Source organism: Bradyrhizobium sp. WD16, assembly GCF_024181725.1.
GTDB lineage: Bacteria > Pseudomonadota > Alphaproteobacteria > Rhizobiales > Xanthobacteraceae > Bradyrhizobium_A.
Window position 1 is genome coordinate 3,233,277 of sequence record NZ_CP028908.1, and the last position, 15,136, is coordinate 3,248,412.

Genomic DNA, 15,136 nt, shown 5'->3' on the forward strand with positions numbered 1-15,136 from the left:
GCCGTTCCGGAGGATTTGGGGTACCGGCGTGAAATTTAAGCCCGCTGCACGAAGCTGTCGACGACGCGCTTCTCGCCGGCCTTGTCGAAGGCGATGGTCAGCTTGTTGCCGTCGACCACGGTGACCTTGCCGTAACCGAACTTCTGGTGAAAAACGCGGTCGCCGCGTGAATAGTCGGATTGGGTGCCGGTGGATTTCGCCACCAGTTCGCCCTCGATCGTCGTCGGCGCGCGCTTGTTGCGCCAGGAGCCGAAGGGCGCCTCGCCGCCGGACGTTTCCGTAAAACCGCCGGGCTTGCCCCGTCCGCGTTGCGCGCGTTGCCAGCCGGGCGTCTCGTAAGTCGAGCCGAAGCTCTCCATGGCGTCGAAGCGCGATGCGCCGTAACCGCCGGCGCCGCCCCAGCCGCCGCCCCCCTTGCTCTCGGTGATCTCGACATTGTCGGCCGGCAACTCGTCGAGGAAACGCGACGGCACGGTGGTGGACCAGGAGCCGTGGATGCGGCGGTTGGTGGCAAAATAGATCTTGGCGCGGCGGCGGGCACGGGTGATGCCGACATGGGCGAGACGGCGCTCCTCCTCCAGCCCGGCACGGCCCTGATCGTCGAGGGCGCGCTGATGCGGAAACAGGCCTTCCTCCCAGCCCGGCAGGAAGACGGTGTCGAATTCGAGCCCCTTGGCCGAGTGCAGCGTCATCACCGACACCGCGTCCTCTTCCGCGCTGCCCTCGCGATCCATCACCAGCGAGATATGCTCGAGAAAGCCCTGCAGGTTCTCGAATTCCTCCATGGAGCGCACCAGCTCCTTGAGGTTTTCGAGGCGACCGGCGGCATCCGCCGAACGGTCCTTCTGCCACATTTCGGTGTAGCCGCTCTCGTCGAGCACGACCTCGGCGAGTTCAGTGTGGCTCACCACCTCGCTCTGGCTGCGCCAGCGATCGAAACTCGCGATCAGGTCGCGCAGCGAGCCGCGGGCCTTCGGCTTGAGCTCGTCGGTCTCGATCACCGCGCGGGCGGCGGCGGTGAGCGGCACGCGGCGCTTGCGGGCGTGGTCGTGCAGGAGCTGCACGGTGGCGTCGCCGAGGCCGCGCTTGGGCACGTTGACGATGCGCTCGAAGGCGAGGTCGTCGGCGGGCGAATTGATCACCCGCAGATAGGCCAGTGCGTCGCGGATTTCGGCGCGCTCGTAGAAGCGCGGGCCGCCGATGACGCGATAGGGCAGGCCGAGGGTGACGAAGCGGTCTTCGAATTCGCGCATCTGGAACGAGGCGCGGACCAGGATCGCGATCTCGTTGAGGGGATGCCCCTTGCGCTGCAGCTCCTCGATCTCCTCGCCGATGCCGCGTGCTTCCTCCTCGGAATCCCAGGAGCCGGTGACGGTGACCTTCTCGCCGTCCACGTCCTCGGTCCGCAGCGTCTTGCCGAGGCGGCCCTCGTTGTGGGCGATCAAATGCGAGGCGGCGGCGAGAATGTGACCGGTCGAGCGATAATTGCGCTCGAGGCGGATCACCCGGGCGCCGGGAAAATCGTGATCGAAGCGGAGGATGTTGTCGACCTCGGCGCCGCGCCAGCCGTAGATCGACTGGTCGTCGTCGCCGACGCAGCAGATGTTCTTGGGGGCATTCCTGGGCGGTTCGGCGGGTGTCGTCTCCGCCGGCAGCGCGGCGCCAGCCATCTCGCCGGCCAGCGCCGGCGACGACGGCCGCGCCGAAGGTGTCTGGGACAGGAGCCGCAGCCACAGATACTGGGCGACGTTGGTGTCTTGGTACTCGTCGACCAGAATGAATTTGAAGCGGTTCTGATAGCTCCGCAGCACATCGGGATGTTCGCGGAACAGGCGGATGTTCTCCAGCAGCAGATCGCCAAAATCGGCGGCGTTGAGGATCTTCAGCCGCTCCTGATAGGTGGTGTAGAGCTTGCCGCCCTTGCCGTTGCCGAATACGGCGGCTTCGCCGGCCGGCACCTGCGACGGCGTCAGTCCGCGGTTTTTCCAGCCGTCGATCAGTCCGGCGAGCATGCGCGCGGGCCAGCGCTTGTCGTCGATATTCTCGGCCTGCAGCAGCTGCTTGAGCAGCCGGATCTGGTCGTCGGTGTCGAGGACCGTGAAGTTCGACTTCAGCCCGACCAATTCGGCATGACTGCGCAGGATGCGGCCGCCGATGGAATGGAAGGTGCCGAGCCACGGCATGCCTTCGACCGCCTGGCCGAGCATCTGGCCGAGGCGGTGCTTCATTTCACGCGCCGCCTTGTTGGTGAAGGTCACCGACAGGATCTCGCCGGGGCGGGCGCGGCCGAGCATGAGGATATGGGCGATCCGGGTGGTCAGCACCCGCGTCTTGCCGGTGCCGGCGCCGGCCAGCACCAGCACCGGCCCGTCCAGCGTCTCGACTGCGGCGCGCTGTTCGGGATTGAGCGCAGTCAGATATTGCGGCGCCGCCGCCGCGCGGGCGCGCGCGGCGATTCCCCCGGCCTGGGGCTGGTGAACGGGCGCCGCGATCGGGCGAGAGGGAGCTGGTTCGGTCATGCGAATCGGATACTCGCCACTGTGGCACCGTCGCCGCCGGCCAGCCAGCGGCCGGAGCGGCGCCGGGTCGGCGTCGGATCTGGACCCCTGATATAGGGAGGGTGGGCCATCGCGGACAGCGTGCCGGCGGTGTTGCCGGGCGCCAGGGACGCGGAAAGAATGGTTTTCCGCAGAAATCGCGTCGGAAACGAGGCGCAGGCCGGCCCAACCGCCTCTTCGTGGCCCTGGCCGGTCTCGCGGGAACGTTTGTTCCGGGCCGCGGTTGCTCCTGTGTGGGCCGCGCCGACCGGCTGGATCGGCCGACAGGGACCACCAAAATGCTGGGCTGGATCGCGATACTGCTGATCGTGGCAGCCATAGCCGGCTTTCTCGGCCTCACGGGTCTCGCCGGCCATGCGATCCATCTCGCCAAGGCGATTTTCTTCGTCGCCATCGTGCTGTTTCTGATCGTCGCCGTGATCAGCCTGGTGCGCGGCCGCACCCGGCTGCCGCGCCGCCATCCGGTCGAATAGCGTCTCCTCGGGCTCACCTCGCCGGCATGGCGATGCGCCGGCCGATGCCGTCCGGCCTCGGCACATCGGCCTGGGCAGCCACCACGGCCTGGATGCGCTCGGCGATATCGGCGGGGAAGGGCGCCACCCGGCGGACCGCCATGTCGATATGCAGCGTCATGTTTTCCGAGGTCGCCGAGACGAAGCCGTCCTCGGCGTGGCGCAGCTCCTCGAAGGTGTGCAGGCGCTTGTCGTCGGCGGCAAGCAGCAGCATGTGCACCCGCACCGGATCGCCGACGTGAATTTCGCGCAAGTAGCGCACATGGCATTCGGCGGTCATGGTCGACTTGTTGCGCCGGCGCAGGTAATCGGCCCCGATCCCGAGCATGGCAAGGAATTGGTCGAGCGAGCGGTCGAACAGTACGTTGTAATAGGCCATGTTGAGATGGCCGTTATAATCGATCCATTCCGGTTCGACCCGCATCGCCGAGCAGACGAAGAGGGCGGGTTCGAGATGCAGCGGCGGCGCGGCGGTCGAATCGGTCATGGCTCTCCTTGCAACAGGCTTGCGTTCGCATGGGCGGTTCGCCGCGGTGCGGCTTGACCCCTTATACATCCTTTGCCACGGTCAGCCGCAATCGCGCGGCCGCTGATGGCCGCTTCATAATCAACATCGGAATGCGGGGGCGGCCCGCGGCGCCGCGCGCGCCTGCCGCCTCCGGGAGGATCGATCGTGGTCGTCACTGCAGTCCCTTCATTGTCCCGGCCGGAGCCGCGCCAGCTCGCCAGCGCCCTCGAAGCCCTTGCGGCGCGCTTCGGCAATCGCCTCGTCACCTCGCAGGCGGTGCGCGAGCAGCATGGCCACACCACCACCTGGCTGGAGACGCAGCCGCCGGACGCGGTGGTGATGGCGCAGGAGACCGCCGACATCCAGGACGTGGTGCGGATCTGCGCCGCCAACCGGGTGCCGGTGATCGCCTTCGGCACCGGCACCTCGCTTGAGGGGCAGGTCAATGCGCCGGGCGGCGGCATCTGTGTCGATCTGCGGGACATGAACAAGGTGCTCGCGGTGCATCCGGAGGACCTCGACTGCGTGATCGAGCCCGGCGTCACCCGCAAGGCGCTCAATGACTATGTCCGCGACCAGGGCGTGTTCTTCCCCATCGATCCCGGCGCCGACGCCTCGCTCGGCGGCATGGCTTCGACGCGGGCGTCGGGCACCAATGCGGTGCGCTACGGCACCATGCGCGAGAATGTGCTGGCGCTCAAAGTCGTGCGCGGCGACGGCGAGATCATCACCACCGGGACGCGGGCGAAGAAGTCCTCGGCCGGCTACGACCTCACTCACCTCTTCGTCGGCGCCGAGGGCACCCTCGGCATCATCAGCGAGCTCACCATCAAGCTGCGCGGCATCCCCGAAACCATCGCTGCCGCGGCTTGCTCCTTCGCCACGGTGGAGGGCGCCTGCCGCGCCACCATCATGGCGATCCAGACCGGCATTCCGCTGGCCCGGATCGAGCTGCTCAATGAGGCCCAGGTGAAGGCCTGCAACGCCTATTCCAAGCTGACGCTGCCGCAGACGCCTTTGCTGCTGCTGGAATTCCACGGCACCGAGGCCGAGGTCGCCGCCCAGTCCGAGGCCTTCAGCGAGCTCGCCGCCGAATGCGGCGGCGGCGGGTTCGAATGGACCACGCGGCCCGAAGACCGCACCCGGCTGTGGCAGGCGCGGCACGACGCCTATTGGGCGGTCAAGGCGATCCGTCCCGGCGCCGGTGTCGTCGCCACCGACGTCTGCGTCCCGATCTCGCGCCTCGCGGACTGCGTGGTCGAAACCGAGGCCGATCTCGACCGGCTCGGTCTCATCTCGCCGATCGTCGGCCATGTCGGCGACGGCAATTTCCACTGTTCGGTGATGGCCGATCTCAACGATCCTGCCGAACTCGTCCGCGCCGAGGAGTTCATGCACCGCCTGGTCGAGCGGGCCCAGTCCATGGGCGGAACCTGCACCGGCGAGCACGGCATCGGCCAGGGCAAGCAGAAATACATGCTCGGCGAACTGGGCCCCGAGGCGCTCGACGCCATGCGGGCGCTCAAGAGCGCGCTCGATCCCCTCAACATCTTCAATCCGGGCAAGATCATTCCGGCGGCGTGAGCAGCTGGGACTTCGCCATACTTCCTTCTATATAAGGAAGTGCGCGGCCGGGCCGGCCGCCTGTGAGGGGACACCGTGCAGACGACGCTGCTCGGACTGGCGATCGCCGTGATCCTGGCCTTGGTCGCCGCGCTGGTCGGTCCATATTTCATCGACTGGAACCAGTTTCGACCGCAATTCGAGGCAGAAGCCTCGCGCATGATCGGCGCCCCCGTCCGGGTCGCGGGTCAGCTCGATGCGAGGCTGCTGCCGACGCCGTCGCTGCGGCTGCGTTCGGTCGAGATCGGTCGCCCCGGCACCGCCAGCCGGCTCGGCGCCGACGAGCTCGACGTCGAATTCAGCCTGAGCGCGCTGATGCGTGGCGAGTGGCGCGCGGCCGAACTGACGCTGAACGGCGCCGTGCTCGACCTCGCCATGGATTCCCGTGGCCGCCTTGTGCCGCCGGTGTCCGCCGGCAGCTTCGATCTGTCGTCGCTGACCGTCGATCGCCTCGCCGTGAATGGCCGCCTTGCCCTGCATGATTCGGCGAGCGGTGCCTCATTCTCGCTCGACGGTCTCGAATTCGACGGCGATGTTCGTGCCGCGGCCGGGGCGATCCGCGGCGCCGGCACGTTCGGCCATGACGGCGTGCGTTACCCGTTCCACCTGTCGACGAGCCGCAGCGGCGATGCCGCCGGGCTTCGGCTGCGCTTCGGCATCGACCCGGGCGAACGTCCGATCAGCCTCGATCTTGAAGGTGTGCTGACCACCGAGGATCAGGTGCCGCGTTTCGAGGGCAGCCTCAACATCGCGCGCGCCATTGCGCTACGCGGCGCCAGCGCCCGCAGCGGGCTGCAGACGCCCTGGAAAGTCACCGCCAAGGTCAAGGCAGATCCGACCGCCGTCAAACTCGACCAGCTCGAGACCACCTATGGCACCGAGGAGGTCGGCCTCAAGCTCACGGGCGCCGCCAATCTTCGCTACGGCGCCGAGCCGTTGTTGCAGGCGACGTTGTCGGCCCGCCAGCTCGATGCCGATCGGCTGCTCGCCAAGGAGGCCTCCGCCACCGAGCCTACCCATCTGATTCCGCGACTGCGCGGCCTCGTCGCCGACGTGCCGCGCCCGATGATGGCGACGCGCCTCGCCATCGACGCGGAGAACGTGACCTTCGGCGGGCGTCCGGTGCAGGCCCTCAGCGCCGAGATTCGCGGCGACCGCGACGGCTGGACGCTCGAGCGTTTCGCCGGCCGCGCGCCGGGCGCCACCCAGCTGGCACTGTCCGGCCGCCTCGCGCTGGTGCCGGCCAGACACTTCGACGGCGATCTGCAGATCGAATCCGCCGATCCCGAATCCCTGTCGGCCTGGCTGCGTGGCCGCGGTGATGCGTCGTTCCGCACCCGCCAACCGCTTCGTCTTTCCGGTCGCCTCGGCGTCGCCGGCGAGCGGATGGCGCTCGATAACGCCAGCGCCGAAATCGAGGGCGACAAGCTCACGGGCCAACTCGCCTTCACCGATCTCGCCCAGGCCGGGACGGCGACGGCAACGCGTCTCGAGGCCGCGGTGGCCGGCGAGCGGGCCGACCTCGATCGTCTGCTGTCGCTGGTCCGCGCCTTCGCAGGACCGGCATCGGACTGGCCGGACGAAGCGACGCTGTCGCTCGATCTTCGCCGGGCGGTGGTCAATGGCCAGGAATTGAGCCCGGTTGCGGCACGCCTCGGCTATTCGGCGAAGGCGCTGACACTGAGCGATTTGAGGATCGGGGGCATCGGCGAGGTTGGCGTCGAGGGCGAGGGGCGCTTCGACCGCGGTGCCGCCACCGGCCACCTCGATCTCGCAGCCTATGCACCGAGCGCAGCCCAACTCGCCGCCTTTGTCACCCCGGCATTGCCGGCGCCACTCGCGGCTCGCCTCGATACCCTTGGCAGCCTGAAGGGACCGGCCCAGGCGAGGCTGTCCTTCGACCTCGCCCGGGGCGCGAAGCCGGATCGCTCCGCCGCGAGCGCGACCCTCGAGCTCGCCACCGCCGCGCTGAAAGCGAAGCTGCAGGGCACGGCATCGCCATCCGCAGCGGCGCTACGCGCGGCCGATCGCGCCGCCCTGCGAAGCGGCGAGGTGGCGCTCGCGGTCAAGCTCGACGGCGCCGGCCGGCAAGTTGCGGCGCTGCTCGGGCTCGAACATGCGATCGGCGTCGGCGACGCGCCGGTGACCGCCGACCTGAGCGCCACCGGCAGCTGGCAAGCGCCGCAACAGGTCGAACTCAGACTGTCGGGTGCCGATATCGATGCCGACCTCGATGGCCGGATCGAATCCGCCACCGATTGGCTGGCACCGCAGAAGGCGACATTCACGCTCGCGGCACGCCGGCTCGACCTCGCGCCCCTGTTCGATCTGCCGCCGCGGCGGCTGCCGGCGCTGGCCGTCGGCGGCCGCATCGGTCTCGATGGCGATCGCATGACGTTCGACGATATCGACGGCACGGTTGCCGGCAGCCGGTTGCGCGGCCACCTCGCCGTGACGCGCGGCAACGAGCCCGCCTTCAATGGTGACATCGGCGTCGATACCCTGGATTTCGGCCCCTCGCTCGCCGTGCTGCTCGGCGCCTCCGATCGTGGTCCCGACGAGCCGCTCGGCCGCAGTCCGCTCGCCGGCGCGCGCGGCGCCATCCAATTCCAGGCCTTGCGCGCCGTGCTGCCGGGCGGCGCCGAGTTGCGGCCTCTCGCCGGCACGCTCAGCGCGGCGGCGAACTCCGTCAGCCTCGGCGGGATGACCGGCCGGATCGGCGGCGGCGAGGTCCGTGCCGACCTCAGCGCCGTGCCCGGCAGCGATGGAACGGCGCTCGACGCGCGGGTGCAGCTTTCCGGGGTCGATGTCGCTGCGCTCGGCTATCGCGGCCTGTCGCTGCCGAGCGGCAAGGCGTCGTTGCAGATGACGCTCGCCTCGCGCGGCCGCACCGCCGGCGTGCTGATCGCGGCACTGTCCGGCAGCGGCACCATCGCGCTCGATCAGGCCGCGCTGCCGGGGCTCGATCCCGGCGCGTTCGACGCGGCGATTGCCGCGAGCGACGCGAGGAGCGCACTGAGCGAGGCGGCGCTGCGCGAGCTGGTAGGGGCGGCGCTGCTGAAGTCGCCGCTCGTCGTCGCGCCGGTCCAGATTCCCTTCACCATGCGTGACGGCAGCCTGCGGGTCGCGGCGACGACGCTCCAGGCCGAACGCGCCCGGGTCGTGATCTCGGGCGGTTACGATCTCGCCGCCGACCAGGCCGATATCCGCGCCAATCTGGCGTCGACCACCATCGGCACCGACACCAACCGCCCGGAGATCCAGATCTTCGCCCACGGGCCACCGGATCACCTCACCCGCACCATCGATGTCGGCCTGCTGTCGTCATGGCTGGCGGTGCGGGCAATCGATCGCGAGACGCGGCGCCTCGATGCCATCGAGCGCGGCGAGCCGGTGCCGCCGTCGACCGCGGCGCTGCCCGTTCCGTCGGCTCCGGCCGATGCGCCCGCCGTGACGGCGCCGTCCGGTACCGTGCCGGTGCCGGTGCCGCGGCGTGCCGCGCCCCGGCCGAAACCGGCACCGCCGGTCGAGCCGGCCCGTCCGGCGCCAGCCTCACCCGGCCTGACCGGGGCCGATGCGGCGCCGCCTTTGCCGCCGGCGATCGAGGTGCGTCCGGCACCACGGCCGCATCCGGCGCCTGCCAGCCCGGGGCCGCGGCCGCCGCTGGTGCTGACGCCCGCTTTGCCGAACTGATTATCTGGCCGACGAACCGGGCTGGAGGAACGGCACCCGCCAGATGTCGGCGGCGTATTCGGCGATGGTTCGGTCGGATGAGAACCACGCGACGCGTGCGACATTGAGGATGCAGCTGCGCGTCCAGGCGGCGCGGTCGCGCCAGCGGGCGTCGACGGCGCGCTGAGCGGCGACATAGGCGTCGAAGTCCCGGCTCACCATGTAGTAGTCGAGGTCGCGCAGCGCGTGGGCGATGGCGCGGAAGCGGCCGGGATCGTCCGGCGAGAAGTCGCCGCGTTCGAGGGCCTGGATCACCCGCGCCAGCCGCGGCGATGCCTCGATCGCGGCGCTGGCGTCGTGACCTTCGGCCCGCTTCTCGAGCACGGCGTCGGCCGTGAGGCCGAAGATGAAGATGTTGTCGTCGCCGACCCGCTCGCGGATCTCGATATTGGCGCCGTCGAGCGTGCCGATGGTCAGCGCGCCGTTGAGCGCGAACTTCATGTTGCCGGTGCCGGAGGCCTCCATGCCGGCCGTCGAGATCTGTTCGGAAAGGTCCGCCGCCGGGATGATCCGCTCGGCGAGGCTGATATTGTAGTCGGGCAGGAAGGCGACGCGGAGTGCGCCGCCGATCGCGGGATCGCTGTTCACGGTGTGGGCGACGTCGTTGATCAGCTTGATGATCAGCTTGGCGTAATGATAGCTCGCGGCCGATTTGCCGGCGAACAGCCGCACCCGCGGTGGACGATCGCGGCCCGTGCCGTCCTTGAGCTCCAGGTAGAAGGCGATGGTCTCCAGGATGTTGAGCAACTGGCGCTTGTATTCATGAATGCGCTTGATGTGGGTGTCGAACAGCGCATCGGGATCGATCATCAGGCCATGGCGTGTGACGGTGTAGCGGGCCATTGCCGTCTTGTTGGCGCGCTTGGCGGCTGCGAACTTGTCCTGAAAGGCGGCGTCGTTGGCGAGGGGCTCCAGCGCTTCGAGCCGCTGCGGGTCGTCGAGCACGGCGTCGCCGCAGGCCTCGCGCAGCAGTTCGGTCAGCGCCGGATTGGCCTGCATCAACCAGCGACGGAAGGTGATGCCGTTGGTCTTGTTGGTGATGCGTTCCGGGTAGAGGCGGTGCAGATCGTGGAACACCGTCTCCTTCATCAGTTCGGTATGCATCGCAGAGACGCCGTTGATGCGATGCGAGCCGACGAAGGCGAGGTGGCCCATGCGCACCCGCCGCTCGCCTCTCTCCTCGATCATCGACGCTGCCGCCCGCAGCGCGAGGTCGCCGGGGAACAGCTCGGCGGCGCGGTCGAGATGCAGGGCGTTGATGCGATAGATGATCTCGAGATGGCGCGGCAGCAGCGTCTCGAACAGCGCCACCGGCCAGGTTTCCAGCGCTTCCGGCAGCAAGGTGTGGTTGGTGTAGGACAGCGTTGCCGAGGTGATGCGCCAGGCGTCAGCCCAGGGCAGCCCGTGCTGGTCGAGCAGAATCCGCATCAATTCGGCGACCGCGAGGCTCGGATGGGTATCGTTGAGCTGGATCGCCGCGGCGTCCGGCAGGGCCTGCAGGCTGCCGTGGGTCGCGAGCTGGCTATGGAGGATGTCCTGGAGCGACGCCGAGACGAAGAAGTATTCCTGGCGCAGCCGCAGTTCGCGTCCGGCCGGCGTCTCGTCGCTGGGATAGAGAAACTTGCAGATCGCCTCGGCGCGGGTTTGTGCCGCGACGGCGCCGGCATAGTCGCCGCTGTTGAAACTGGCGAGGGATAATGGGTCGGCGGGCTTGGCCGACCATAGCCGCAGCGCGTTGATGTGGCGGCCGCGCCAGCCGACGATCGGCGTATCATAGGCGATCGCGCGGACCGTTTCCCCTGGATGCCAGATCCGGCGCGAGATGCCGCGGGCATCGGTCACGGTTACGATCCGGCCGCCGAAGCCGACATTGTAAACCGTCTCGGGTCGCTGGAATTCCCAGGGGTTGCCGAAGGTCAGCCATTCGTCGGGAAATTCCTGTTGCCAGCCATCGGCGATGATCTGGCGGAACAGGCCGAAGTCGTAACGGATGCCGTAGCCGGTGGCCGGGATATCGAGGGTCGCCAGGCTCTCCATGAAACAGGCGGCGAGGCGGCCGAGGCCGCCATTGCCGAGGGCAGCGTCGGATTCGCATTCGCGCAACGACTGGAAGTCGAGGCCGAGCTCCTCCAGCGCCTGGCGGAACGCCGGCAACAGACCGAGGTTCGACAGGGCGTCGGTGAACAGCCGGCCGATCAGGAATTCCAGCGACAGATAGCAGACGTGCTTGCGGCCGAGATTGCGCCGCTCGGTCTCGAGCCAGCGCGAGGTGATGCGTTCGCGCAGGGCCAAGGCAGTGGCCTGATACCAGTCCCGTCTGGTGGCGAGACCGACATCCTTGCCGATCGACAGAGCCAGCTTCTCGAGGATGGCGCCCTTGATTTCCGACGCGGTAACCGGGCTGAAGCCGGAGCGTGACGATGCAAGCAATTGTTCCAAGGCGGTGGGGTCTCCTGGTTCCGTTGCGCCGGTCATGTTGTCATATGGATGTGGCACAATCGCGGTTCCGTCAGGGTGGGGTCAGCCGGGGCGCCAAGAGGCTGTCCCCCCTGCGTAAATGTAGCAGCAGTCGCATCGAACACCATTTCAGTCGGGGGGGCCGTCCGGCTTGTCCAGCGGTTTGTCTGGTCCGGTTCCATCGGATGGAACAGGCGAGGCTGCCGCAGCGCTGGAGGAGCGGAACGGATCTTGCAGCGCAAGGTTGTGGGGCGCGGCGGATGGACGCAATGTCGATCAGGGTTCTCTTCGTCACTCCGGAGCTCGAGGACTATGTGCGGGTCGGAGGTCTCGCCTCCGTGTCAGCGGCGCTCCCGCGCGCCATGAGATCCCGCGTTGATGTCAGGTTGATGCTGCCGGGATACCGCGCAGTCCTCAGGCAGCTCGATCGGCTCGAGATCGTCGGCGCCTGCGAGCCCCTTGGCGAGATGCCGGCCTGCCTGATCGGCCGCACCGCCACCGCCGACGGGCTGGCGGTCTATGTCGTGATCTGTCCCGAGTTGTACGATCGCGAAGGCACCCCTTACGGCGACGCCAACGGCAGCGACTGGATCGACAATGATCTGCGCTTTGCGCGGTTTGGCTCGGCCGCCGCGTTTCTCGCCGCCGGTTTCGTCGATCCGTCCTGGTCGGCCGACGTCGTTCACGCCAATGACTGGCAGAGCGGACTGGTGCCGGCCTACCTCGCCTGGCACAAGCTCAGGGTCCCGAGCCTGCTGACCATCCACAACCTCGCCTATCAGGGCCTGTTCCCGCGCGAGACCCTGCGCCGGATCGGTGCGCCCGACAGCTCGTTTCATATCGAGGGCGTCGAGTTCTACGATAAGGTGTCGTTTCTCAAGGGCGGTCTGGTCTATTCCGATCATCTCACCACCGTCAGCGCCACCTATGCCCGTGAAATCACCACCGCCCAGTTCGGCTGCGGGTTGGATGGCCTGCTGAAGAAGCGGGCAAATGCCGATCAACTCACGGGCATTCTCAACGGCATCGATGAGAGCTGGGATCCGCGCGTCTGCCCTGAATTGGCGACGCCGTTTGGCGCCGGCGACTGGCGGCAGCGTCAGGACAACACCCGCCATGTGCGCAAGCAGTTCAATCTCGCGCTGTCGCGCGGGCCGCTGTTTGCCCTGGTGGCGCGGCTGGTCCATCAGAAGGGCGTGGATTTCGTGCTCGACGCCGCCGAGACCATCGTCGCCGCCGGCGGTCAGATCGTGGTGATGGGGCGGGGCGAGCCACGCTTCGAGCGGGCGTTGCAGGAGGCCCAGAGCCGGCGGCCGCAGTCGATCGGCGTCGCCATCGGCTTCGAGGACGCCGAGGCCCGGCGGATCTTCGCCGGCAGCGACTTCACCTTGATGCCGTCGCGGTTCGAGCCCTGCGGGCTGAGCCAGATGTACGCCCAGCGCTTCGGCTCGCTGCCCATCGGCCACAAGACCGGCGGCCTTGCCGACACCATCGTCGACGGCCGCACCGGCTTTCTGTTCGCCGAACCGTCGACCCAGTCCTTCCTCGGCGCGGTCTGCCGCGCCTTCGCCACCTTCGGCCGCAAACGGCGCATCAATGCGATGCGGACCGATGCGATGGCCTCGTCCTTCGCCTGGCGCGATTCAGTGGCGACCTATCATGGCCTGTACCGGCAGGTGCGGTCGCCGGCCTGAACGCATCGAACCTGGTGCAAGTAGTCCGCTGAACGGCGCGGCCCGCCTTATGCGGCGCGGACCGTGTCGAGGAAGTGGCCGACCTCGCCCTTGAGCCGGCTGCTTTCGCTGGCGAGCGACTGCGCCGCAGAGAGCACCTGCGAGGAGGCGGAGCCGGTCTCGGCGGCGCCACGCTGGACATCGGTGATGTTCGACGAGACCTGCTGGGTGCCCTGGGCCGCATTTTGGATGTTGCGGGCAATCTCCTGCGTCGCGGCGCCTTGCTCCTCGACGGCTGAAGCAATGGTGGCCGCGATTTCAGACATCTGACCGATGGTTGCGCCGATCTCGCGGATCGCATTCACCGATTCCTGGGTTGCCGTCTGCATTCCGGCGATCTGTTGGCCGATCTCGCCGGTGGCTTTGGCCGTCTGATCGGCCAGCGCCTTCACTTCCGTGGCCACGACGGCGAAACCGCGGCCGGCTTCGCCGGCGCGTGCCGCTTCGATGGTGGCGTTGAGCGCCAGCAGGTTGGTCTGGCCGGCGATCGTCGTGATCAGGTCCAGCACGTCGCCGATGCGGCTTGCCGCTTTTGCCAGTTCACCGATGCGCTCGTTGGTGCGATGGGCCTGCTCGACTGCGTGCTGGGCGATCCGGGCGGAGTCCTGTACCTGCCGGCTGATCTCGTTGACCGAGGAGGTCAGCTCCTCGGTGGCGGAGGCGACCGACTGGACATTGTTGGATGCCTCTTCCGAAGCCGAGGCGACGATGCCGGCCAGCTTCTGGGAGTGGTCGGCGGTCGCGGTCAGGGTGCTGGCCGAGGATTCCAGCTCGTGGGAGGCGGAGGATACGGTCTCGATAATCCGGCCCACCGCCTGCTCGAAATCGTCGGCGAGCTTGTGCATCTCGTGCTTGCGCGCTCCGGCAATGGCGCGATCCTGTCCGGCCCTGGCTTCGGCTTCCTCGCGCGCCTTTTCCGCAGCCGCGATCTTGAAGCCTTCGACGGCCCGGGCCATATCGCCGACCTCGTCCTTGCGCTCCGTTCCAGGGAGCTCCACGGTGAAATTGCCGTCGGCCAGCGCCTTCATGCCGCTGGTGAGCCCGGCCAGGGGCCGGGCGATACCGCGCGCGATCACGAATGCGGCGAGGGCCCCGAGGATCGTGACGATGGCGACGATGACCCGCTGGAGCGTCATCGTGGTGCCGATGCGCCGCTCGGTCGCCGCCGTCGTGTCCTGGAATGCCTCGCCGATCCTGGCCCTGATATCGGCCATCTTCGCGATCGCGGTCGCGGTCAGGGGCACGATCGACTGATAATAGATCTGATCGCCGGCGAGCAGGTTGACGGAAGCCTCGATGAGGTTGGCGGTGTATTTTTCGAAGGCGGCCTTGGCGATCGCGAGCGGCACGGCGATCGCCGGCGGTGGGGCGATCTTCTCGATCGCTGCGATCCGTTCCATCACGGCGGCGGCTCCCGCCTTGAGTTCGTCGATCGACTTCTGGTCGCGCGTGGTCTGCAACCGCCAGATCACCACGCGCACCTTGAGGATGGCCACTTCCAGCCTCTCGGCTGTGGTGTTGAATTCCGTTCCGCCAGCTGCGGCGAGGAACTTCTCGAATTCAGCGTTGAGCCGTGCGATTTCGCCGAGAGCGCCGGCCTTGGCCGCGGTCATCCTGCCAAGCGCCGCATGGAGCGTCTGCCGCTGGATGACGATCTCGGCCACCACCTTCTGCAGATCGGCATAAGCCTGGCGGCCCTCCGCATCGGAGGTCCGGGTCATGGCACCGTTGAGTGCATCGACGGTTTTCGCCAGGCGCGCGGCGGCCTCCTTGTCGGACGCATCGTCCTGGTCGACGACATAGCGCAGCAGCGCGCGGCGGATCGCCTGCAGTTCGGTCTCCGTCTCGGTGCCGCGGATCGTGTTGACCGACTGGGTGTCCATGACCGCGACCTGCTCGCGAATCTGGCCGAGCTGGTAGACGCCGAACCCGGCCATGGCGAGGCCGGAGAGCACGAGGGCGCCGAAGCCGCCGTAGAGACGACCGCGGATACGGAGAGTGAGAAAAGACATG

General features: G+C 68.1%; 8 protein-coding genes. 4 read left to right on the forward strand and 4 right to left on the reverse strand.

Features of this window, described 5'->3' with window-relative positions:
• Positions 1 to 35: 35 nt before the first annotated feature.
• Complete coding sequence (locus DB459_RS14950) at positions 36 to 2,519, reverse strand: ATP-dependent helicase (protein ID WP_253706052.1); 2,484 nt, start codon at positions 2,517 to 2,519, stop codon at positions 36 to 38.
• A gap of 317 nt (positions 2,520 to 2,836) precedes the next feature.
• Here DB459_RS14950 and DB459_RS14955 point away from each other — a divergent pair, with 317 nt between their 5' ends.
• Positions 2,837 to 3,031 carry a DUF1328 domain-containing protein gene (locus tag DB459_RS14955; RefSeq protein ID WP_253706053.1) on the forward strand — a complete coding sequence of 65 codons (195 nt, stop codon included), beginning with the start codon at positions 2,837 to 2,839 and terminating at the stop codon, positions 3,029 to 3,031.
• A 13-nt stretch (positions 3,032 to 3,044) separates the two neighbouring features.
• Here DB459_RS14955 and DB459_RS14960 read toward each other — a convergent pair whose 3' ends face one another.
• Positions 3,045 to 3,557 carry a thioesterase family protein gene (locus tag DB459_RS14960; protein WP_253706054.1) on the reverse strand — a complete coding sequence of 171 codons (513 nt, stop codon included), beginning with the start codon at positions 3,555 to 3,557 and terminating at the stop codon, positions 3,045 to 3,047.
• 186 nt (positions 3,558 to 3,743) lie between these two features.
• Here DB459_RS14960 and DB459_RS14965 point away from each other — a divergent pair, with 186 nt between their 5' ends.
• Both DB459_RS14965 and DB459_RS14970 read left to right on the forward strand, forming a co-directional pair.
• Positions 3,744 to 5,162: an FAD-binding oxidoreductase gene (locus tag DB459_RS14965; protein WP_253706055.1), complete on the forward strand. Its 1,419-nt coding sequence runs from the start codon at positions 3,744 to 3,746 to the stop codon at positions 5,160 to 5,162.
• A 75-nt stretch (positions 5,163 to 5,237) separates the two neighbouring features.
• Positions 5,238 to 8,894 (forward strand): AsmA-like C-terminal region-containing protein, encoded by a 3,657-nt coding sequence (locus DB459_RS14970; protein ID WP_305884133.1) that lies wholly within the window; start codon positions 5,238 to 5,240, stop codon positions 8,892 to 8,894.
• On the opposite strand, the gene DB459_RS14975 is transcribed toward DB459_RS14970, so the two are convergent.
• Positions 8,895 to 11,408 (reverse strand): glycogen/starch/alpha-glucan phosphorylase, encoded by a 2,514-nt coding sequence (locus tag DB459_RS14975; RefSeq protein ID WP_371926749.1) that lies wholly within the window; start codon positions 11,406 to 11,408, stop codon positions 8,895 to 8,897.
• A 251-nt stretch (positions 11,409 to 11,659) separates the two neighbouring features.
• On the opposite strand from DB459_RS14975, the gene glgA reads away from it, so the two are divergent.
• Positions 11,660 to 13,084 carry a glycogen synthase GlgA gene (glgA, locus tag DB459_RS14980; RefSeq protein WP_253706056.1) on the forward strand — a complete coding sequence of 475 codons (1,425 nt, stop codon included), beginning with the start codon at positions 11,660 to 11,662 and terminating at the stop codon, positions 13,082 to 13,084.
• Positions 13,085 to 13,131: 47 nt separating this feature from the next.
• On the opposite strand, the gene DB459_RS14985 is transcribed toward glgA, so the two are convergent.
• Complete coding sequence (locus DB459_RS14985) at positions 13,132 to 15,135, reverse strand: methyl-accepting chemotaxis protein (protein ID WP_253706057.1); 2,004 nt, start codon at positions 15,133 to 15,135, stop codon at positions 13,132 to 13,134.
• Position 15,136 lies beyond the last annotated feature (1 nt).